At 49.3% G+C, this 22,621-nt stretch carries 12 protein-coding genes; 7 read left to right on the top strand and 5 right to left on the bottom strand.

The window, feature by feature from the left end; translation table 11 throughout:
- Positions 1-173: 173 nt before the first annotated feature.
- The 4 genes from D3H65_RS03500 to D3H65_RS03515 all read right to left on the bottom strand — a co-directional run bounded on the left by D3H65_RS03500 (position 174) and on the right by D3H65_RS03515 (position 8,072).
- A complete protein-coding gene (locus D3H65_RS03500) occupies positions 174-1,934 on the bottom strand; it encodes a tetratricopeptide repeat protein (RefSeq protein WP_162915386.1) in 1,761 nt (586 codons plus the stop codon).
- Positions 1,935-2,247: 313 nt separating this feature from the next.
- Positions 2,248-3,069: a formylglycine-generating enzyme family protein gene (locus tag D3H65_RS03505; protein ID WP_119048931.1), complete on the bottom strand. Its 822-nt coding sequence runs from the start codon at positions 3,067-3,069 to the stop codon at positions 2,248-2,250.
- A gap of 3 nt (positions 3,070-3,072) precedes the next feature.
- Positions 3,073-3,801 carry a glycoside hydrolase family 11 protein gene (locus D3H65_RS03510; RefSeq protein WP_119048932.1) on the bottom strand — a complete coding sequence of 243 codons (729 nt, stop codon included), beginning with the start codon at positions 3,799-3,801 and terminating at the stop codon, positions 3,073-3,075.
- A 149-nt stretch (positions 3,802-3,950) separates the two neighbouring features.
- On the bottom strand, positions 3,951-8,072 hold the full coding sequence (locus D3H65_RS03515) for a hybrid sensor histidine kinase/response regulator transcription factor (RefSeq protein WP_119048933.1): 4,122 nt from the start codon (positions 8,070-8,072) through the stop codon (positions 3,951-3,953).
- Positions 8,073-8,268: 196 nt separating this feature from the next.
- On the opposite strand from D3H65_RS03515, the gene D3H65_RS03520 reads away from it, so the two are divergent.
- From D3H65_RS03520 to D3H65_RS03550, 7 genes are read left to right on the top strand one after another with little or no spacing between them, the layout of a single operon-like run.
- Entirely contained in the window at positions 8,269-11,457 is a 3,189-nt protein-coding gene (locus D3H65_RS03520) for a SusC/RagA family TonB-linked outer membrane protein (RefSeq protein ID WP_211345614.1), read from the top strand.
- Positions 11,458-11,485: 28 nt separating this feature from the next.
- Entirely contained in the window at positions 11,486-13,099 is a 1,614-nt protein-coding gene (locus D3H65_RS03525) for a RagB/SusD family nutrient uptake outer membrane protein (protein WP_119048934.1), read from the top strand.
- 31 nt (positions 13,100-13,130) lie between these two features.
- Positions 13,131-14,087 (top strand): DUF5017 domain-containing protein, encoded by a 957-nt coding sequence (locus D3H65_RS03530; RefSeq protein WP_119048935.1) that lies wholly within the window; start codon positions 13,131-13,133, stop codon positions 14,085-14,087.
- A gap of 18 nt (positions 14,088-14,105) precedes the next feature.
- Positions 14,106-15,392 (top strand): glycoside hydrolase family 88 protein, encoded by a 1,287-nt coding sequence (locus tag D3H65_RS03535; RefSeq protein ID WP_211345615.1) that lies wholly within the window; start codon positions 14,106-14,108, stop codon positions 15,390-15,392.
- Positions 15,385-16,860: a T9SS type A sorting domain-containing protein gene (locus tag D3H65_RS03540; RefSeq protein WP_162915387.1), complete on the top strand. Its 1,476-nt coding sequence runs from the start codon at positions 15,385-15,387 to the stop codon at positions 16,858-16,860. The genes D3H65_RS03535 and D3H65_RS03540 overlap by 8 nt, the downstream gene beginning before the upstream one ends.
- 10 nt (positions 16,861-16,870) lie before the next feature.
- Positions 16,871-19,630, top strand: a complete 2,760-nt coding sequence (locus tag D3H65_RS03545) for a hypothetical protein (RefSeq protein WP_119048937.1) — start codon at positions 16,871-16,873, stop codon at positions 19,628-19,630.
- An 18-nt stretch (positions 19,631-19,648) separates the two neighbouring features.
- Positions 19,649-21,553, top strand: a complete 1,905-nt coding sequence (locus D3H65_RS03550) for a heparinase II/III domain-containing protein (RefSeq protein ID WP_211345616.1) — start codon at positions 19,649-19,651, stop codon at positions 21,551-21,553.
- A gap of 81 nt (positions 21,554-21,634) precedes the next feature.
- On the opposite strand, the gene msrA is transcribed toward D3H65_RS03550, so the two are convergent.
- The gene (gene msrA, locus D3H65_RS03555) at positions 21,635-22,219 is read right to left on the bottom strand and encodes a peptide-methionine (S)-S-oxide reductase MsrA (RefSeq protein ID WP_245999676.1); all 585 of its coding nucleotides are present in this window, start codon (positions 22,217-22,219) and stop codon (positions 21,635-21,637) included.
- Between the last annotated feature and the right edge of the window lie 402 nt (positions 22,220-22,621).

Here is a 22,621-nt window from a genome sequence, read left to right on the forward strand (position 1 = left end):
GATGGAGAGGACAAAGAGGAAGCACAGCACAAAGAACAGGTTGCGTTTCAGATGCGATTTTTTCACAAGGTGTAAACCTACCTTCAATGGAGAGCGGATACAAAAAACAGCGCGGACAAACGCGGATGGCAGGGGCGGACAAAAGCGGACAAAACCGTCCGCAGGAGCAATTATTAGTTGGTAGCCAGTAAGTTATAGATGTATTCTTCCACGGTGACCTGTTCCGGAAGGTCGAGGCGTTTTTTGAGCCGGCGCTTGGCGCGCAGCACACTGTCTTTGCTGATGCCGAGGGTATTGGCGATCTGGTAGGTGCTTAATTGCAGGTAAATTAAAGTAGCCAGCCTTTCTTCGGCCGGGGTGATCTGCTCTACGCGGGTCCGCAGGGTACTGAGAAAATCCGGGTAGGCTTTTGCAAACTCCACTTTGAATTTCTCCCACTCATTGTCGGTAAATAACGTGTATTGCAGCAGGTGGGCAGGCACTTCCTCTTCCGGTTCCGATTGTTCTTTGGTAAGCAGCTGCTGTTGCAGTGATTCAATGAAATTATTCTTTTCGATGATATGGCTGGTGTAACTGGCGATCTGTTCCCGGGCTCTTTGGGCTTCCTGCTCGGCCAGCTCTTTTTTTCGTTGGCTGGCCTGCAGGGCTACCTGGCTCTTTAACCGGAACCGGTTGTAGAGCAAGAGGGCGATCAGGGCAGCCACGATAATGCCTGCCAGGATCACGTTGCGGGTAAAGCGCGTGGCATCGAGTGCCGCTTGCGATTTCAGCAGGGTATTTTGCAGGTCATCAAAAACTATGCGGGCGTGCATGGCAGACAGGCGGTTTCTGCCAAGCCGGGCCGCCAGGGTATCCTTGTGTTCATGGTAACGTTCGTAATAAATGATGGCGCTGTCTTTATTACCTGTTTGGCGCATCAGGTCCGCGATGCCTTTGGCTGCCTGCAGGGCGTTATCGGGCGAGTTGGCTTGTATGGCCGCCTGCAATGCCTGTCGCCAATAGTTCAGGGCGCGGCTATTGTTGCCTTGCTGCCGGTAAATGGCAGCGAGTGCATTGGTGGATAGTGCTTGGTTGAGTGCATCATGGACCGCGAGGCTGCTATTGAGGTGTTCTTCTATCAGGGGGATGGCTGCTTCATAATTTCCCTGGTGGGCCAACACCTGTCCACGGTTGCCCCGGGCAATGCCCCGCCAGATAGTCAGGAAATCCTTATCAATGTGCGTGGTCCTGGAGACAGGCAGGAACTTTTCAATCTGGTCGTAATAATAGCTTACGCTGTCGTAAAGACCCAATTGCTTGTAGCAGGCGCCCAATATGTCCAGCTGGAATATGTACATAAAATCATCCCAGTGTTGCAGGTCCTGATTGCTGAGGCTCAGGCAGGTTAATCCAAAATTGATGCTTTGGCGGTAATCCTGCGTGAGGTACAGTGCCCTGCTGATATCGAAAAAGCGGTGGTGTACGTAGGAAAAATGCTCAAAGCCAATCTTGCGCTGCAATTCAATGGCCTTGAGGTTGTAGAGCGGGTAGTTTTCTTCACTGGCTAAATTGGCATAGAGGCTGTAAATTTCTGCCATCAGCTGATCATCTTCCAGGTCATGCGCCAGTGTCATGGCCTTTTGCAGGAGGGGGATGTATTGTGTTATTGAATAGCCGTATTCACGGGCGCCCAGCGCTGCATAAATGATCGTGCGTGCTTCCAGTCTTTTATCGGGATGATCCTCCAGCCAGACGTTCAAGGAGGTTATCACCAGCCTGTATTGGGCCGTATCCCTGTCATTTTTCAAGGCGTCATAAAATACCTGGGCGCGGTGGCTTTGTGACGTGTCGGCAATTTTCCATTCCCGGAGAAAGGGTTGGATAAGCGCATCCTGCGCGCTTACAAATAAGCAGGGCAGGAGCAGGTACAGTACAAAGGATAATGCTAGCTTCATGGGCGGTGATGGGACAAATGTAAACGAAAAAGCCAAACCCCGGGGGATATGGCTTTTTAAAATAGGGTTGAGCTCTACCTGATCAACGCCCAAAGAGGAAGATGTTGAAGGCACCAGGTGGTTCAAAGTTCAGAGTAGCCGTGAATCCCAGAAATATTCTTCGCTTCTTACCAGGTGAACTTTGTCGTTAAAGGCAGGATGTTTTTGTACTGATGATGTAGTTGTACTCGTAGGGAATGACAGCTGAAGGGACTTGTAGTATCATTCCGGTTATAAGCGGAATATTTTCCCTTTCAGAAAGTGAATGTATGCGTTATTGAATGTTTCTGCATACCCGGAATCCCTGGTCGGGGCCTTTGCCATTGGCGTCATGACCGGCACGGAAAGTCGAGGCGCAACAGAAATCTGCGCCGATCCAACCACCGCCCCGCCATATCCTGGCTTTCCCGGAACCTTCCAGCTCATCCCAGCACCATTCCCGCACATTACCCGACATATCGAAGAGGCCTGCTTCATTGGGCAGCTTGCTGCCGACAGGTTTTGTTTTATTGTTGTTCTTTACCAACATCGGCCAGGACCAAAATCCTGTTAAGTATTTGTCTCCGGCATTTTGCCAATACCAGGCGATGGTGTCTAGCTGGTCACTTCCGCTATAGGTATAACTCCTGCTCATGCCCCCTCCGTCAGCAGCATATTCCCACTCTGCTTCTGTGGGCAGCCGGTATCCATTTGCTGTTGCATTGATTGCCACATTCCATTTTATAGTATCCCGTTCATTGGTATTGTTGGGGTCTTTTATCTTCTTGTTGATGAGGTAGTAGGGTGTCAGCTGCTCTTTCGTACTCCTTTTGTTACAGTACTCAATACAATCATACCAACTTACCGATTCTACCGGCAGGTCATCACCTTTGAAGACGGAGGGATCATTCCCCATCACCTCCCGCCACTCTTTTTGGGTTACTTCGTACCTGCCGATGTACAGATCGGGGATGGTAATGTTTTTCCCATAGTAACCGGACTTTGTATTCGTGAAGGCTCCGCCTTTCAAGAATACAAAGTTATCTGGCGCTGTTTGAGAACAGGCGCTGATCACTACTATGACTACCGGTAAAATGAAACTGAAGGAACGCGTCATGATCTACCAGGCTGTTGCGTTGATATAACCGCTTTTATTGCCCCATGCTTCCAGCGCCAATATCTGATAATTATAATTGCCAAAGCCCTGGCCGCCACTATTTCTCCAATTGTTGATGTGATTGGCCATGTTGACGGAACGGTTTTGTGCCGTAGGCGCTCCACCCCAGGTATCCTTGTATTGCCAGAAAGTGGCCGTGCCAATGATAGAAGGGGCGTTGACACGTTGTGATTTATAGAAACTATAGCTATGTCCGTCACTGTTGACGGAGTTCACATAAATGCCTCCTGTCATAGATCCTTTCTCAGCCACATAATATTCAATCAGGGGGCTTGTCGTCCAGCCATAAATGCCCACAAAGTTATAACTGCCGCTCAGGGCGCCTACATTGTAGCCGATCGTGCGGGCCGATCCGGGATTCCAGCCTTTGCCGCCTACCACATCGTTAACATTGTTGTAGCTGATCGCAAAGTTGCCTCCCGATCCATGGGTGATGCTCGCTGAACCGCCTTCGCGGTATAGCGACCAGAAGAAACCGTTATTGGTGCCCTGGTCGTTTGTTGATACATCGTTCTGGACAAATCCACTCAGACGTTCGCCCTGGGGCGGTGGGGTAGGAGCGTCCTTCTTATTACATCCTGTTGAAATGAAAGTACCTGCAACGAATACAAGGATCGTTGCGCCGGAACTAACCTTTCTGGTTATTCCCGGTAGGAGTTTGATTGATCTCATAATGGCAATAATTAGTTGAAAAGTTTAATTAAGTGGTTGTTGCTACCCGTTATAAAAGTAGAAGTGGGAAATGATGGGATTGGGAGCTCGTATAAAACTGAGACGATTGGTACAGTTGCGGTCAACCTGTTGACAGGCAGGAGAAGTGTTTAGGCACTCTTCTTTTCGTTCATGGCTGCATATTCTGTGGGGGTCTTACCGAATTGTTTTTTAAACTCCCGGCTGAAATACTTGCTGCTATCATAGCCTACCATAAAAGCGATCTCATATACAGTATGCCTGTTTTCCTGCAATAACAGGGTCGCTTTTTTCAGCCGCAATGATTTTACAAAATCGTTGGCCGTCATGCCTGTGATGGCTTTGATCTTTTTGAAGAGCACTGGTTGGCTCATGGCAGCTTTTTTAGCCAGCATGGCAATGCCAAATTCGGGGTCTTCCATATTGGTCTCGACCATTTGGATGATCTCTTGTAAAAATGATGCATCCATTGGGTGCAATGGCTCCGGCAACTCCTGGGTGGTTGTTGCTGTTATTGGGGCGCCGGTTTCGTTGTCGGCCGGTAATAGCGTGGTGGCCGCCCATTGTTGTTGAAATTGTTGCCATAACCTGGCCCTGGATGCCAGCAAGTTCTGGATCTGGAGTTCCAGTACCTGGATGCTGAAAGGCTTGGTGAGGTAAATGTCGGCACCGGTTTGCAGTCCGCTGATCTGGTGTGTGACCGCAGTTTTAGCAGTGAGCAATATAACGGGAATATGACTGGTGCGGGTATCGGTTTTAATGCTGCTGCAAAAAGCCAGTCCATCCATTTCGGGCATCATCACATCACTGATGATAAGATCGGGGATGGTTTCGGTTGCACTGGCGAGACCTTCCAGGCCATTGTTGCTTTCCAGTATATGGTACTGCGTTTGTAGGGCCTCTTTGATAAACGTTCTGATGGCTGCGTTGTCCTCTACCAGCAGGATGGTGTTCTGGTCGGCTGCAGCAGCGTGGGGCTGACTGGTGGCGGAAAGGACCAGTGGGGGCGGCACAGGTGGATGATTGGCTACTTTAACGGACCGGTCCATGCGATCGTTCACCAACTGATTGTCTGCAAAGTGCGCATGGCCTTTTTGCAGGGTGACGGTAAAGCAGGTCGTAGGCTCCTGTTGGCCGGCCGTCATTTTGTTGGATACAGTGAGTGTACCCTGGTGCATTTCTACTATACTTTTGGACAGGGCCAGGCCAATGCCATACCCCGTGTTCTGCTTGCCAAAATCATCTTCCTGGAAATAATTATCAAACAGCTTTTCTATATTCTCCTCAGAAATGCCCCGGCCATTGTCTGTTACGGTGATAGCAATGGTGGTTTTCTTTTCTTCAATGGCCACACTAATATAACCACCATTGGGAGTGAACTTATATGCATTCGACAGCAGATTATAGAATACCTTCTCCAGTTGCTCCTTATCGATCCAGGCCTGGATATCCGGCGCTGTGCTGATGAAACCCGCCCGGATATTGCGGGAAATGGAAATATCGTGGAAGGAATCGAAGATGGATTCAACAAAAGGCACAATATTCCAACCCGACACACGCAGGGGCAAATGCCCTGTTTCCGCTTTTCTAAAGTCCATGAGTTCGTTCACCAATTGCAGCAAACTTTCCGAATTGTTCTTGATCGTGCGCAGCTGCTGTTGGTCGTGTGCATCATTGTTGGTAGAAAGGATCAGCTTTTCGGCAGGTCCGATGATCAACGAAAGGTGGGTGCGTATCTCGTGTGAGATATTGGTAAAGAAGTTGAGTTTTAGTTGTGTGAGTTCCTGGTTGCGCTTCAGCAGGGCCCGGAGGAAAAAGAAACGTACTATAAAAAAAGCCAGTGTAACAAACAGCAGCAGGTAAATACCGTAAGCCCACCAGGTTTTCCAGAAGGGTGGGGATATGGTGATCTTCAATAGCACCGGCTCGCTCCAGATGCCATCGTTGTTGGCTCCCCTGACCTTAAAGGTATAGTTGCCCGGCGGTACATTGGTGTAGGAGGCCGTTGCCGCCATCGTATAGTTCCAGTCTTTATCAAATCTTTCCAGTTGGTAGGCGTACCGGTTCTTTTGCGGTTTAATAAAGTTCAGGATGGCGAAGTCGATCGTAAATACATTTTGATCGTACTTCAAATTGAGCTGCCGGGTAAAGCTGATGTCTTCTGTAAGCACACCGTCCTTGCCATTGATCTCTACCGGTTTATTAAAGAGCTTCAGGCCGGTGAGCAATACAGGTTGAACGGCTGTATTTGCTTTCATCATCTCCGGGTAAAAAGCGGAAAGCCCGTTGAAGCCGCCGAAAAACAATTCACCGCTCCTGCTTTTATAAAAAGAGTTGTTGTTGAATACATTCCCAGCCAGTCCATCGGCTTCTGTATACACTGTGAACTTGCGGGAGACGGTATCCCATTTAGCCAGGCCATTGCTGGTACTGATCCACCAGGCTTGTGTATGATCGTCCTGTAGAATGCCCAGCACATTGTTATCGGGCAGGCCATTCTCTTCATTATAGGCTGCAATCTTTTTACCGGCGCTGTTGTACACGATGATCCCGTTGTAATAGGTGCCTGCCCAAATATTTCCCTGCGCATCTTCTGTCAGGCAGTTCACATACAAAGGGTAGCTGCTGTTCTTTTCAGTCAGCAGCGTTACCTGGTCGCCTGCTATCCGGTACAGCCCGGCGGAGGTGCCTACCCAGTTGACCTTGCCGGCAGATTCCAGCAAAGAAAGGATGGCTTTGTTGGTACCGATTGCTGCGGTTATACCAGCGCCACCGGGATAAGGCGCCAGCTCTTTATCTTTTTTAAGGAACAGCTTAATGCCTGATATTTCGGTGCCTACCCAGAAAATGCCCCGGCTATCTTCCAGCAGGCAGGGTATTTCAGAGCCCAGTGTCTGCGCGTCATTGTTTTTATACAGGTACCTGATGAAACGATGAGTGGCGGCATCAAAGCGGTTGAGCCCGCCGCCATGGGTGCCCACCCAGATATTATCCTGGCGATCGCGGTATACTGTTTTCACCAGGTTGGAGCCAAGGCTGTAGGGGTCGGAGGGTTTATGCTGGTAATAGACGACGGCGCCTGTTTGCCTGTTCACAAAATTCAGCCCCCCGCCTTCAGTGCCGATCCAGAGGTGGCCCTGTTCATCTTCCATCAGTCCGCTTACTACATTATTGTTGAGCAGCAAGGGGCGCGACCTGTTGCTGTAGACGGTGAAGTCTGTATTGGCTGCAAAGTGAAAGTTTACCCCGCCAAAGAAGGTGCCGACCCACATAGTACCTGCGTGATCTTTATAGATACTGTGCACAGAGTTTTGGCTCAGACTGGCTTTATTCCAGGGATCATTGATATAGGAAGAAAAATGCAGGGTAGGGAGGTGCAGGGTTGAAAGCCCTTCCTGCGTGCCAATCCATAATTGATCCTGCCCGTCGAAGGCCAGTCTCCGGATATGGTTATTGATCAAGCTGTTGGGAACAGCATCACTATGGGTAAAATGGGTGAAGCTGTTTTGTGCCGGATCAAACAGGTTTAAACCGCCATTCAGCGTGCCGATCCAGAGTTGGCCCGGCTTGTCCTGCGCTATACTGGTTACCTGGTCATTGCTGAGGCTGCCGGCATTCAGCGGGTCATGTTTGAATACGGTAGCTTCAAAGCCCTTGCCGGCCGCAGTGATCTTTACCAGGCCGCCATTGGTGCCTGCCCAGATGGTGCCGCTGCGGTCTTCAAACACGCAGAGTACCCCCCGTGCAGGAAAATTGGGGCAGTTGGTAAAAGAAGTGAAGGATGGGTGTGTCGGATCCTTCATCAGGTATAAGGTTTGGTATGTACCTGCCCATAGGCGGCCTTTCGAATCTTCAAAGAGGCAGGTAATCGGGATATTGCCGTTTTTCCACAGGGCAGTATCGCCTATATCGATCCTTTCAAACACATCTTTGGCTGCCTGGTATTTGTGTAGTCCTCCCCGGGTGCCCACCCAAAGTGTTTGCCGGCTGTCGCATAGCAGCGATAAAATATAATTGCTGGAAAGGCTGGAGCTGTCTCCCGGCTTGTTCTTGTACACGGTAAGTTTCCGGGAGTCGTATTTGTTCAAACCATAGCGGGTGCCAAACCACATAAATCCCCTGTTGTCCTGCGCCACGCAGAGAACCGAGTTTTGCGAAAGTCCGTCTTCTACATTCAGGTGATGAAAAGAAGGGGACTGTGACCAGGTAACCTGAGCGGATAAAAAGAGCAGGATTAACAGGAAAACTCTCATACGGGGGGAGATAATGCTTATCGCCGGTAAAACTACCCAATTCCAATAGATGAATAGGGGAGAATTTTAAAAATTCACCCTATTTAGTCGATTTTTTACCCCCTCCCTGAGGCGCTTTCACCTGAATTTTGTGTTGGTCATAGAAAGGCTGCTTCCCCCGGAAGATGCTTTCATTCAAATATTTAACCGATTGTTTATGCGATTGTCTCTTTGCCATGTACTTCGCTGCAGTTCCTCTTGCATGGCCGGCTTCCGTGCCGGACTTTTAGTGATGTTATTATTTTCCCTCCCTGCTATTGCTTTTTCACAAAAACTGGTCAGCGGTACGGTAAAAGATACCGCCGGCAAAAACCTGTCGGCCGTGTCCATCACCCTTAAAGGTAAAAAGGTGAGCACGCTGACGGATTCAGCCGGCGCTTTCAGGCTGACTGCTGCCGACGGCGATGTATTGGTAGCTTCGGCGGTTAATTACGATGAGGTGGAGGTGCGGGTGAATGACCGGACAGTCTATGCCTTTGTGCTCACCCCCAAAGTAAAAAACCTCGATGATGTGATCGTGATCGGGTATGGCACTACTACAAAAGGCGATGTGACGGGTGCGGTGAGCAAGGCGCCCATCGAAACCATGCAAAAAGCCCCCGTGCGCTCCTTTGATGAAGCGCTGGCCGGCAGGGTGGCAGGGGTGACGGTATCGTCGGTCGACGGACAGCCAGGCTCCGACATCAATATCGTGATCAGGGGTAATAATTCTGTTACCCAGGCCAACTCGCCTTTGTATGTGGTGGATGGCTTTCCGATCGAATCGCCCAACAACAATGTGATCAATCCGCAGGACATTGAGTCGATGGAGATACTCAAGGATGCCTCGGCTACGGCTATTTATGGCGCCCGCGGCGCCAATGGCGTCATCATCATCACCACCAAAAAGGGAAAGACCGGTCCGCCTGCTATTTCCTTCAATGCTTCTTATGGCAATCAAAGCACCATTAAAAGAATGGATGTGATGAGTCCCTACGAGTTTGTGAAATACCAGCTGGAAAAAGATTATGGAGAAGCGGCCAAACAATACCTGACTGATGGAAAAACGCTGGAGTCCTACCGGAATGTACCGGAGATAGATTGGCAGTCGAGGTTGTTTCGCAACGCACCGATGCAAAACTATTCCTTATCCGTAACGGGTGGCAATGCCTATACAAAGTATTACCTGTCGGGTAATTATTTCGACCAGCAGGGTTTGATGATCAACTCCGGTTACAAGCGTTACCAGGGTACCCTCTCACTCGACCAGGTGTTCAGTTCCAAACTGAAAGGGGGTATCTACATCAACTATGGTTATATGAACCAAAACGGACTGCCTCCTTCCGGTGTGTCCAACCAAAACTCTACCACGGGTACCCTGTTCAGCACCTGGGGTTACCGCAACTTTGCGATCTCCGGTGTGCCCGACCTCGAAGAGGTATTGTTTGATCCGGGTGTTGACCCGGCGGTGGACGCGAGGATCAATCCGGTGTTGAGCCAGGAGCATGCCCTGCGGGAAAACCTGTACACCAATACCATCATGAATGGTTACCTCGAATACAGCATCCTGCCCGATCTGAAATTGAGGGTGACCGGCGGTATTACCAACTACCTCACACAGAGCAATCAGTTCAACGATACTTTCACCATCACTGGTAATAAATACACCCGCCTGGGTTCTACCAAGGGCGTGAATGGCTCGGTCGTTTTTAATAAGAACATGACCTGGATGAATGAGAACACACTTACCTGGTATAAAAAGATCAACCGCAGTCACCAACTCACAGTAGTGGCGGGTTTTTCCCAGTCGGGCAATAAATCTTCGCGTTATGGTACCTCGGCGACCAACCTTCCCAATGCTTCTTTGGGCATTAGTGGATTGAATGAAGGGACACCGGAAACCGTGACAGCCTTGAGCAGTTCCTGGGGACTGGCTTCCTTTCTGGGCAGGATCGATTATAAATACCTGTCCAGGTATCTGCTTACCGTTACCTTCCGGGCCGATGGCTCTTCCAAATTCAATCCGGAGAACCGGTGGGGCTACTTTCCGTCTGCTGCATTGGGATGGCGGTTTGGCCAGGAGAAATTCATGAAGGGGATCAGCGATGTCCTGTCCGATGGCAAGCTGCGGTTGAGTTATGGCGTGACGGGTAATAACAGGATAGGGGACTTTGACTATCTCTCGGCGATCGCTGTTGCATTGAACTCTCAGGGGTATACCTATGGCAATACCACCATGTCCGGTGCCTATGTGTCGAACTTTGGTAATGCCGGATTGAAATGGGAAACCACCTCACAAATAGACCTGGGTACGGACCTGAGTTTTTACAGGAACAGGTTTAATCTTTCTGTCGATGTATACAGCAAGAAAACAACCGATCTGTTGCTGCGGGCCAACCTGCCCCTTTCACTGGGCTATGCTACGGCCCTGCGCAATATCGGCAGTGTACAGAACCGCGGATTGGAGATCACCCTCAGTACAGTGAATATGTCCAATAAAACCTTCTCCTGGAAAAGCAATTTTAATATCTCATTCAACAAGAGTAAGCTGTTGTCTCTTACGGAAAACCAGGGGGCGCTTACCACAACTGCACCTTTTGACTTTTACTTCTCTACCATTCCTTCCTATATCTCACAGGTGGGCAACCAACTGGGCATGATGTACGGATATATCTGGGAAGGTGTATATCAATACAGTGATTTTAATAAGACCACTACCGGCAATTATGTGCTGAAGGATGAAGTGCCTTCCAATGGCAATCTCCGGAGCGCCATCCAGCCAGGCGATATCAAGTTCCGGGATATCAACGGCGATCGTACGATCGATGCAAACGATTATGCGATCATTGGCAGGGGCCTCCCCATCCACACCGGCGGCTTCAACAATGATTTCACCTACCGTTCCTTCGACCTGAATGTATTTTTTCAATGGTCGTACGGCAATGATATTGTGAATGCGAACCGCTATGTGTTTGAAGGCAATATTTTCGGCCGCAGCAACCTCAACCAGTTTGCCAGTTACCAGGACCGCTGGACGCCAGAGAACCCTACCTCCACTTTGTACCGGGTTAATGGCGGAGGGCCTACTACGCCAACGGGCGCCAACTCGAGGGTGATAGAAGATGGTTCCTTCCTGCGACTGAAGACGGTATCACTGGGTTATAACCTGTCAACTCAACTGATGAAGAAATGGAAGATCAAGTCCTGCCGCTTCTACCTCTCAGCGCAGAACCTGGTCACCTGGACCAAATACACCGGCGTCGATCCCGAGGTGAGTGTATTCAATAATGTGTTGACTCCCGGCTTTGATTATTCAGCCTATCCAAGACCCCGCGTGGTAACTGTGGGTGTAAATCTTAATCTTTGATCACCGCTACCGTATAAAACATACTTATATGAAACGATTGTTGCTACTATTACTCTCTTTGCAGGTGCTGGCTGCCTGTAATAAAGTGCTGGATAAAAAGCCCACCGATTTTGTAGAGCCCGGCAATTACTACAACAGTGAAAGTGAGCTGAACCTGGCGCTGGCTGCCACCTACGATGTGCTGGGCAATGAATACCTCTACTGCAGTTCCTTGTGGTACCAGCTGGGCATTTGCACCGATGAGGCTTTTTATGCTTATAGTTCCAATTCCTATTCTGCCCCCATGTTTTATCAATACGATTACACGAATGTGTACATAATGGGATTATGGCAGCAAAGTTATATTGGTATTGAAAGGGCCAATCTCCTCATTGCAAATATCAACAAGGCCAAAATGGATGAAGGCAAGCGCCAGGCGATATTGGGTGAAGCCTTATTCCTGCGGGCATTCTATCATTTTTTGCTGGTGAGCAATTATGGCAACGTGCCTTTGAAGCTGACGCCGAGCGCCGATGTGAATTCTGTGAACGTACCCGCTACCCCTGCCAAAGAAGTGTATGAAAAAATACTGGCCGATATGAAAGAGGCGGAAGGCAAAGTAAGAACGATCACCGATATTGGTAATTCCAGCCGCGTGTCCAGGACAGCCATCCAGGGCATCATTGCCCGGGTTTGTCTTAATATGGCGGGTTATCCCATACTCGATCAGTCGAAATATGCGGAAGCCCTGCACTGGACGCAGGAAGTGATGAAAAGTAATGAGCATGCCCTGCGTACTACGTATGGCGCCACTACCAATTCGGCCTATAGCCAGATCTTTATCAACCAGAGCCAGGATATCTATGATACCAAAGAGTGTATATGGGAAGCTGATTTTAATACCAACGGCAACAATACCTCTTACTGGGAAATGGGCAAACTGGGTACCATGAACCTGGGCTGCAATAATTTCGATACCGGTTTTGCCGGTGGGAATATCAAGACCACCATCAAACTCTACAACTTGTACGGCGCTGGTGATTTGCGCCGGGATTGGGTGATCGCACCTTTTTATTTCTCGTCGAGTTCCGCTACCACAGCTGTAAGGACCAATTACACCGCCAGCAATATCATTGGGCGAGAGGCGGGCAAATGGAGAAGGTATTATGAGTTATCGTCACCTCCCAAACAACAATATGTGAATGGCACCAATTTCCCGATCCTCCGCTTTGCCGATGTATTGCTGATGTTGGCGGAAGCAGACAATGAAGTGAATAATGGACCTACAGCAGCAGCCTATGATGCCATCAACCAGGTGCGCAGAAGGGCTTATGGCCTGCCACTGGCTGATGTCAGTGCCGTAGCTGATCTGCCGGCTAGTCTATCCAAAGACCAGTTCAAACAGGCTATCATGGACGAACGGGCCAGGGAGCTTTGCTTTGAAGGCTTGCGTAAGTCGGACCTTATCCGCTGGGGCGTATTTACACAGGTCATGTCGGCCATGGTCACAGAGATCAATAATTCCAATGCATCGGCTACCAATAAATCGAGGTGGATAACAGGATATTTCACGGCTGCTTCCTCACCCAGGTACCTGCTGTTGCCGGTTCCCTCATTGGAGATCAATGTAAACAAGGCATTGACCCAGAATCCCGGATGGTAATTATTACTGTCAACTAACCAATCAAATCATTATGCTTAAATATAGCCTGCTTTTATTGATCGTCACCACCTGTCTGCTGGGCGCTTGTAGCAAATCACTGAGCAATGGTGATACCGCTTTCGATGTACAAGTGAACGCCACTGATCTGGCGGTGGGAGATACTGCCACCTTCAGTTTTAGAGGTAATCCCGATGTGATCACGTTTTACTCCGGTGAAGTGGGTAAAAGGTATGAATACAGGGACAGGATCAGCGCTGATGGCATCCCCACGCTGCGATTCCGGACCATCAGGGCCAATGGCGCACAGGCCAACTCACTGGCTGTGATGGTATCTGATAATTTTGAAGGGGTGTTGGTAAAAGATACGCCTGCAACAGTAAGTCGTATCACCAGCGCTACCTGGACGGATATAACAGCCAGGGCCACACTTTCTACGGGCGGTACAGCAGCCGTTGTTTCCGGTTCGATCGACCTTTCTGATTTCAGTACCAAGGGCAAACCGGTTTATGTCGCTTTTAAATACCAGGGCTTTGCCGGTTCTGCGCAAAGCAAGTGGACGATCGATTCCTTCTCGGTTAAAAATGTGCTGGCCGATGGCACCAGTTACGAAATAGCGAATATGAATGCCGGTAATATTTCCTTTACGAATTATGGGGTGCCCAGTTTTAGTCCGGGTTTTTCAGCGTTCCGGGTCACCAATAGTTACTATTGGGTAGTGAACAATACTACGCTGGTGATCACCGGTGCTACCAGCGCCGCTGCTGCCGCACCTGCTGAAGCCTGGGTGTTGCTGGGGCCGGTGGACCTGAAGAAAGTAACGCCCGATATCGGCGTGCAGGTAAAGAATGCTGCGCAGCGGGCAGAAGACCTGAAGCTGATCTATAAATACCCGGCCGTGGGTGTGTACAATATCGTTTTCTCAGGTGGCAAAGTGAGCAGCGAGGAAGGGCAATACACGACAAAGACTTTTCAAATCACCGTTAAATAACCAGATAAATTCATCCGGATGAAAAAGATCATGGTAGTGCTGGCACTTGCCTGCTGTACCGTTATGGCCTTAAGGCCCGTACCCAACGAAGAAGAATTTGTTGCTTCCAACTTTGCTTTTGCCGGCGGCCAGTTGAAAAAAATGCTGACGGCGGCTGCTCCTTATGATACGCTCTTTCCCAGGACCATCGACAAGGAGGGAAAACTGAAACTGACGGGTAAATATGAATGGACTTCCGGATTCTTTCCCGGCAGCTTATGGTATGCCTATGAAGCCACCAAAGATAATAGCCTGAAGAAGGAGGCCATTCAATGGACGGAGAAACTGGAAGCGTTGCAATACTTTACCGAGCACCACGACCTGGGCTTTATGTTGTATTGCAGCTATGGCAATGCCTACCGGTTGACGGGCAATGAGCAATACAAAAAGCTACTTATACAAGCCGCCAATTCCCTAAGCACCAGGTTTAATCCAAAGACCGGCTCTATCAAATCATGGAATGGATTTGGCTCCTGGGATGGACAGCATAAATATTACTACCCGGTGATCATCGATAATATGATGAACCTGGAATTGCTCTTCTTTGCTTCCAAAGTAAGCGGCAATAAGCGCTACAGGGATATTGCCATTACCCATGCCAACAATGTGATCAAAAACCAGGTAAGGCCCGATTACAGTTGTCACCATGTTGTGTGTTACGACTCGACCACGGGCAAAGTGTTGTCCAGGGAAACAGCACAGGGATATGCCAATAACTCTACCTGGGCACGTGGACAGGCCTGGGGTATCTACGGCTTTACGATGAGCTACCGCGAAACAAAAGATAAACGCTATCTCACCACAGCGCAAAAGATGGCCGATTATTACCTGGACAATAAAGAGCTGCCGGCAGATAAGATCGCCTATTGGGATTTCTATGCCAACAACGCGGGTTATCAGCCCGGTGTAAGATCACATGCGCCGGAAACACCTGTTAAGTACCGCGATGTGTCTTCCGCCGCCATTACCGCTTCGGCATTATTGGAACTGAGCACTTACCTGGATAATAAAGGAGCAAAATACAGGGATGGAGCCATTGCCATATTGCATGCGTTGAGCGGTCCTGCTTATAAAGCAAAGGCAGGTGAGAATGGCGACTTTATCCTGAAACATAGTGTAGGCAGTATTGCACACGGATTTGAAATTGATGTGCCACTGGTATATGCAGATTATTATTACCTGGAGGCTTTGAACAGGTACCGGTTGTTGTTGGCACAGAAGCACATCATTGCAGGAGATGCCATCAATCCAACTGTTTATGAATAAGCATTTTTTTCCGTTGGGCCATGTAGGAGCATGGCTATTGGTTGCCACCTGCCTGGGAGGGGCGTCCACGGCTGCTGCTCAGCAATTAACGATCTATGGCAAATTTGATTGGGGTAGTGCTGCGATTGCCGGAGGTGTCACCTCTGCTACAATGGCCAAAAGCAGTTACACCAATGCTGCTATCCTGGGCAACCTGGTGCAGGGTTCCTATCGCATTACCAGCGCCACCAGCACGGCCAATATTGTACCCGGCATGGAACTAAGCGGCACAGGTATTCCGACCCATGCGGTGGTGGTGGATGTAACGGGCAGCACCATCAGCATGTCGAAACCTGTTGCTGCTGCCAGCGCTACCGGCGTAAGCATTACAGCGGCTACTGAAAATGCCACACTCGTAACAGCGCATGCCAATGGCCTGGGCGGCAGCCTGCCTGGTTTTGCTACCTATGTGCTGGACAGTGGCATCCACTATGCTTTTAATGGCCCTACCAGTGTGCCTTTTCCGGCACAGGCCAATGGAGCAGCCGACCGTATTTATGCAGGCAACCTGCTGATCAATGCATCGGTTGACCTCAATAAAAAACTGCAGGTGGCGAATATACTCACACTCACAGCTGGTAAACTGACGATTCCTGCGGGCGATAGCTTGCTGATCACTTCAGGGCTGGCCATTGCAGGCGCTCCATTTGGCGCTGACAAATACATTGTAACAGGAGCTGATACCACCAGCGGCGCAGAAGGTTTCCTGGCTGTTAACAATATCAGCGGTGCTTATCTCTTCCCGGTCGGAAGCGCTGACCAATATCTGCCGGTTACCTTATTGCCTTCTTCCAACGATGCATTTGCAGTAGGAGCATTTGAAGGTATTACCGGAGATGCTCAACCGGATGGCGCGGCTTTTACAGCCACAGCAAAAGAAAAGGTGGTGGATGCCGTATGGACCATTGTGCGTACTTGTAGTAATACCGATAGCTGTTTGATCACCCTTGCCTGGCCAAATGACCTGGAAGGGAACGCCTTCAGCAGCGATGACAGTATTGGTATTATGGCGTATGATACTGCCTGGATGGCCGCCGCCGGTACGGGAGATAACACACTCAATACCGCCAGCCATCGCTTCAGTCAGTTTCTTGCCTTTGCAGTTGGCCGTAGAAATACTACGGCCGGCAGGGGATCGGTGAAGAAGCCTGGTAAGGGAGAAGAAGGGGCGCCAAAAGTAGATAAAGACAAGAAAGGACCGGTAGTAAAGCTCTATCCCAATCCTGCAACGGGGCAACTCTTCATAGAGCATACTTTACAAGCGCAACCATTGATCGTCCTATATGATGCAGCGGGCAGGGTAGTGGGCAGGCAATATGCCACCGCTGCCAGAACGATTATCCCCATCGCTGTATTGCTACCGGGCATTTATACCATCACGATCTCCGATGGCGCCCATACGATCATGAGAAAATTTGTTAAACAATAACTGCTGCAACATGAAAACGATCCTGCTGGCCATTATGATCCAAATTGCCGGGTACTGTTTGCATGCACAAACCACCTATTATTGGACAGGTGGAATAACTGCCAATGCCGACTTTAACCAGGCCACTAACTGGAATACCGTATTAGGTGGAGGAGGAAGCACCAGGACCACTCCCTTGACTGACGACATCCTTATTTTCGATGGCGCCAATTATGGGCATCCCTCGGCAACGACTGCCACCGTATATAAACTACCCGCTCAAACGCTGGGTAAACTCATTGTAAGAAATCATGCTACTGTTACTTTTGCCAGTGCAGCTACCGCTGCAGCTACTGCATTGACCGGCCAGGCCGCCAAGTCTGGCTCCACCGTCACCGGCAATGCCAGTACCAACTTTCCAACAGATTTTAAACCAGGTGATTTTGTATCCACTACAGTGGCCGCTGCGCAATTATCGCTGGTTACTGCAGTAGGCGCCAATACCCTCACCACGGCGGAAACAGGCAATTATGGCAATACCGCTTATTATAAAGCTGCTACCTTGCGAATTACTGCTTCACAGGGATTTTTGATCGAAGCAGGCGCTGTGCTCAACGTTACACTGAGCAATGCGCCCTTCGCGATCGTTATTTTACCCGGTGCTTCCGGTCTTGTACAGGGAAGCATTTCATTCCTGCCCGGAGGTACACAAGGCTGCCGGCTTGCTTCCATGGCGGCAGGTGGATTGCTGGTAGATTCGGGCGGCGTTATTACCAATGGCCCCAATGTTCGGGGCAATGTGTTCAGCACAAATGCCGTGGCCACCAACAACAATATCATTTTTGCCAAAGGCAGCCATTACATACATAGCCCCTGGAATGCCAATGGGGCAGAAAACCAGGTACCCTTTGGTAGTACCGTAGCCGGTCCTCAATCGGTCATTGACCTGCAGCCCGGTAGTACCATCACCTACAATACGGCCAAAGGGGCTTCCCTGGCCGGTTTCAAATATGGCAATGTAGTGATCAATGCCAACATCACGGCTACAGCCAGCCCTTCTTCGCTGGGTGATCTGACAGTGGGCAATGGTTTTATTTTTGTGAACAACAGCACGAAAGCATTTCCCATATCGGGCAATATCAATAACAATGGCACCATCAGCGCAGCTGCCGCTGCCTCCTTCCTCTTGTGTGGCGACACGCTACAAACTGTAGGCGGCAATGGCGCTTATCTGTTAAGCAACCTCATTGCGGCCAGCGGATCGTCGGTAAGCCTGGCGGCTGGACTGCAAATGCTGCCGGCTGATACCTTTTCTACGACCACGGCCATCGTGGTGAATGGGGCTCAGGTCCTTTCTGCCAATGCAACAGCCAATGTGGGTGTTACTACCAATAATTTTCTCGAAGGACCCGGTACGCCTCGTACCACGTCGTTTGCTACAGCTATCCAAAAAATGAAGATGAAAACCCTGCGCTTCGGCGAAGGGGAAATGGGTGACTGGTATTTATGGTCCAAACCTCCTTATACAGCACCCGATCCGCATGCCGCCATGTGGGGTGGCAACAAATGGCCTTTTACCGACGGCGGCATTTTCAACCTGTCGGACACCACGGGTAAACTTACGACCACACAGATGGACCTGGGGCAGTTCCTCACCCTGTGTAAGGACAGTGCTATCGCACCTTACCTGATCATACCGATCGATGCGATCATGAAGCCCAATGCTGTAGGTAAATATGTGACCAAACAGGAAATACTGGACAATGCGGTAGCTATGGTCAATTACGTAAAATTAAAAGGATTGCCTGAAGTGTATTATGAAATAGGGAATGAATGCTACTATCCCATATCCGGCACCGGCACCTCGCAAACCTGGACTGCTACGGCATACGCCAACCTGGTGGCAGAACTGTCAGACCTGATGAAGGCGGCCGACAGTACGATCAAAATAGGTATGAATGGCTATAACTATCCCAATGTAAAATGGTATGATACGCTGTTCATGATCGCCGCTAAGAAAGCAGACTTTATCGTGGTGCACAATTACTTCCCCGATCCTGGCACCATCAGTACGGCGGCAGGCTCCTGGTACAATAGCTATCTCACCATGACGGCCAACAATACGGATATTACACGCGCGCTCACCATTGGCAATACTGCTATTAATACCCTGGGTGATGCCGATGATAAAAGCCGGCTGAAGATCGCTGTTACAGAAGGCGGCCCTTACAGTCCGGGGTCATCCGATTCTACCTATCCACAAACCAACACCCTGGGCAAAGGGATTATTGCTGCCGATATGTTTGCCGCCATCCTGTCCAATCCCCGCGTTATGCATGCGCATATGTGGACGAGCCATTGGTTCCTCAGTGCGGCCCAAACCAATAACCAGCCTTATAACCTGCGCAACCTGCTGGGTGGCAATAACCAGATAACACCGGTAGGGTATGCCCTGCAATTGCTGAATGAATCGGTAACAGGCAATAAAGTAGCCGTGACGGACCTCAACACGGCGAACGCAAAATATAAAGTGCATGCATTTAATGATCCTGTTACTCAAAAAACCAATATATTGGTGATCAACCGCGATAGCACGGCTAAAACCATTCCTGTTCAGTTTTCCAATATGACCATGCTGAATAAAACCAGCCAGGAAGTAAAGCAACTGAAGGGAACCAGTCCCGCCGACTATGCACCGGTATTCAGCAATATTACCAATGTAAGCACGGATGCTTATGGTCGCATGACGATCACAGTACCGGCTTATTCGGTAACACGTTATAGTTTTTAAAGACAAAACAGGATGCCCATGTATCAACGCGTATTATCAGTTCGTCTTCATTGCATCAGCAAGTTATTGTTGTTGATGTGTTGTATGTGCAGTACAGCGATCGTGTCCGCTCAGTCAGTGAAGATCGATACTTCCCGGATCATGGGCCACCCCAGGTTATTGCTGCTGCCGGGACAGGAAGAAGGCATTAAGAAAAACATAGCTTCCAATATAGCCTGGGGTAAAGTGCACGCCGATATACTGGAGGCCTGCGACAGCCTGCTGGATAAACCTGCTTTGGAGCGGGTGTTGATCGGCCGGCGTTTACTGGACAAATCAAGAGAAGCGCTGCGGCGTATCTTCTTCCTGTCCTATGCCTGGCGTATGAGCGGCAAAAAGAAATACTTCAGGCGCTGTGAGGAAGAGTTATTGGCTATATCTGCCTTTACGGACTGGAACCCTTCGCATTTTCTCGATGTGGCTGAGATGACGATGGCGGCAGGCATTGGATACGACTGGTTGTACAAAGATCTGTCGCCCGCTTCCCGTCAACGGATCAGTGAGGCAGTGATCACAAAAGGGCTGACCCCTTCGCTGGAAGAAAAATACAATGGATGGCTCAGGGGTAAGAACAACTGGAACCAGGTATGTAATGCTGGTATCTCTTTTGGAGCAGCAGCAGTCTATGAAAGCCGGCCTGCCCTGGCCGCTCAGCTCATCGAAAGGGCCATACAGAGTGTGCAAATACCCATGAAGGAATATGCGCCTGATGGTAATTATACCGAAGGGTACAGTTACTGGGCTTATGGCACCAGCTACAATGTGTTTTTGATCAGTTTGCTTGAACAATTGTTTGGTACAGACTATAGTCTTTCGCAACTGCCCGGCTTCCTGAAAACGCCTTTCTTCTATGAGCATGTAGTTGGTCTTTCCGGTAAACCTTTCAACTACTCCGATTGTGGTGATGGAACGGAGGGGCTGCAACCGGCCATGTTCTGGTTTGCCAATAAACTAAAAGACCCTTCTGTACTGTGGCAGGAAAAAGACAATTTGGAGAAAGGCAGATCAATGGCCAAATGGAACCGTTTTCTGCCTGCTGCTATGATATGGGGCAAAGATGTTGATGTGACTGCTGTACCGTCTCCTGCTGCTACCTGGGTAGGCGATGGCGAAAACCCGGTAGCGCTGCTGCGTACTTCCTGGAACAAACAGTCGGGCATTTTCATAGGCTTTAAAGGGGGCACTCCTGCTGCAGGACATGGGCATATGGATGCAGGTTCTTTTGTGCTGGATGCTGAAGGCGTACGCTGGTCGGCCGACCTGGGCATGCAGGGCTACGAGTCGCTGGAATCGAAAGGATTGCAGATATGGGATATGGGCCAGGCTTCTGACCGGTGGAAAGTATTTCGCTACAGCAATTTTTCACACAGTACCATCACCGTCAATAAGGCACTGCAACAGGTAAATGGCCGAGCTACTTTTCTAAAGCATTCCGGTGACTCTTTATTTACCCGGGCCGTGATGGACCTGGGGTCATTGTATGCCGGCAGTCTCACCAAAGCAGTACGGGGCATTGCTATCGCGAACAAACAATACGTGACCGTGCGCGATGAATGGGAAGCCGGTGATAGCACCTGCACGGTGCGCTGGGCCATGCTTACACCTGCCCATGTAGTATCGATCGATAAAAACCAGGTACAACTGCAAAACAATGGTAAAAAGCTGACCTTATACGTAAACGGCCTGCCCGAAGGAGCGGCATTAAGAACCTGGCCTACAGATCCTCCCAACAGTTATGATGCCCTCAATATCGGTACCGTGCTGGTGGGATTTGAAATGACGTTACCTGCCCATACGAAAAAAGAAGTTACTGTACTGCTGGTGCCAGGTGAGGGCCAGGTAATGATCAAAAAATCTTCGCTGCTGCCGCTGAGCGAATGGTAATACGTACCCTATTGCAATAGAAAAGGGGCATGTCTTGTTATCAAAACATGCCCCTTTTTTTATGTTCGTGAAAGAAGACGCTTAGTGTGCCTTCTTCATTTTGTTCTTGAACACTTTTTCAAACTTCTCCAGTTTGGGGCGGATCACATAGTAACAATAAGGGGCGGAGCCATTGTTGTTGTAATAATCCTGGTGGTAGTTCTCTGCTATATAGAATTCTGAAGCAGGGGTGATCTCTGTAACAATGGGTTTATCCCAGGCGCCGCTTTTTTCCAGTTCTGCCTTGTACTTCTCTGCTTTGGCTTTTTGCTCGGCATTGTGGTAAAAGATCGCGCTGCGGTATTGTGTACCTACGTCATTGCCCTGGCGGTTGAGGGTGGTAGGATCGTGGGTTTGCCAGAATGCTTCCAGCAATTCATCAAAACTGATCTTTGCGGGGTCGTATACAATCTCTACACATTCTGCATGACCGGTGGTTCCTTCACATACTTCTTTATAAGTAGGGTTCTTTACATGTCCGCCACTGTAGCCGGATGATACTTTTAAAACACCATCCAACTGCTGGAAAATAGCTTCCGTGCACCAGAAACAACCGGTGCCAAAGGTAGCCGTGTCTGTGCGGAAGGTGGTTTCTTCCGTTGAGGGAGATGTTAAACTGCTTGTCATATATTTTTGAGGATTTTCTCGTACAGCACAGGATAGTAAGGTTACCATCGAAATGAGCGTTGTTGTAAACATCAGTTTCATGCTTCGTCTTTTTGTTAGATCAGCCATTTTGATAGTTGGATTTTACTACCCATATAAACGCATTATTGCTCATTTGGGTTTGCAGCCCGGCTGATAGAAGGCCGCTTTTACCATTAGGTTAACATTAGGAAAACCAGGAATACAGGGTATAGAATACAGAATTCAGAAGCCCGAATGCAGCACTTAGACGTCAAAAAGCCGGAAAACTTGCTATAAATCAACCATTTCCAGGCGCGGAGCTATCCTAAATCCTACATTAGAAATCCGCAATCCTCTTCGTACCTTTGCTCCTCATAAAAATAAGAGGATATCTGCGATAAT

Origin of the sequence: Paraflavitalea soli (assembly GCF_003555545.1) — a bacterium.
Taxonomy (GTDB): Bacteria; Bacteroidota; Bacteroidia; order Chitinophagales; family Chitinophagaceae; genus Paraflavitalea; species Paraflavitalea soli.

What these genes read in the sequence shown, in the direction of transcription:
- D3H65_RS03500 (WP_162915386.1), bottom strand. Translation starts at nt 1,934, where the DNA reads ATGAAGCTAGCATTATCCTTTGTACTGTACCTGCTCCTGCCCTGCTTA.
- D3H65_RS03505 (WP_119048931.1), bottom strand. Translation starts at nt 3,069, where the DNA reads ATGACGCGTTCCTTCAGTTTCATTTTACCGGTAGTCATAGTAGTGATC.
- D3H65_RS03510 (WP_119048932.1), bottom strand. Translation starts at nt 3,801, where the DNA reads ATGAGATCAATCAAACTCCTACCGGGAATAACCAGAAAGGTTAGTTCC.
- D3H65_RS03515 (WP_119048933.1), bottom strand. Translation starts at nt 8,072, where the DNA reads ATGAGAGTTTTCCTGTTAATCCTGCTCTTTTTATCCGCTCAGGTTACC.
- D3H65_RS03520 (WP_211345614.1), top strand. Translation starts at nt 8,269, where the DNA reads ATGCGATTGTCTCTTTGCCATGTACTTCGCTGCAGTTCCTCTTGCATG.
- D3H65_RS03525 (WP_119048934.1), top strand. Translation starts at nt 11,486, where the DNA reads ATGAAACGATTGTTGCTACTATTACTCTCTTTGCAGGTGCTGGCTGCC.
- D3H65_RS03530 (WP_119048935.1), top strand. Translation starts at nt 13,131, where the DNA reads ATGCTTAAATATAGCCTGCTTTTATTGATCGTCACCACCTGTCTGCTG.
- D3H65_RS03535 (WP_211345615.1), top strand. Translation starts at nt 14,106, where the DNA reads ATGAAAAAGATCATGGTAGTGCTGGCACTTGCCTGCTGTACCGTTATG.
- D3H65_RS03540 (WP_162915387.1), top strand. Translation starts at nt 15,385, where the DNA reads ATGAATAAGCATTTTTTTCCGTTGGGCCATGTAGGAGCATGGCTATTG.
- D3H65_RS03545 (WP_119048937.1), top strand. Translation starts at nt 16,871, where the DNA reads ATGAAAACGATCCTGCTGGCCATTATGATCCAAATTGCCGGGTACTGT.
- D3H65_RS03550 (WP_211345616.1), top strand. Translation starts at nt 19,649, where the DNA reads ATGTATCAACGCGTATTATCAGTTCGTCTTCATTGCATCAGCAAGTTA.
- msrA (WP_245999676.1), bottom strand. Translation starts at nt 22,219, where the DNA reads ATGACAAGCAGTTTAACATCTCCCTCAACGGAAGAAACCACCTTCCGC.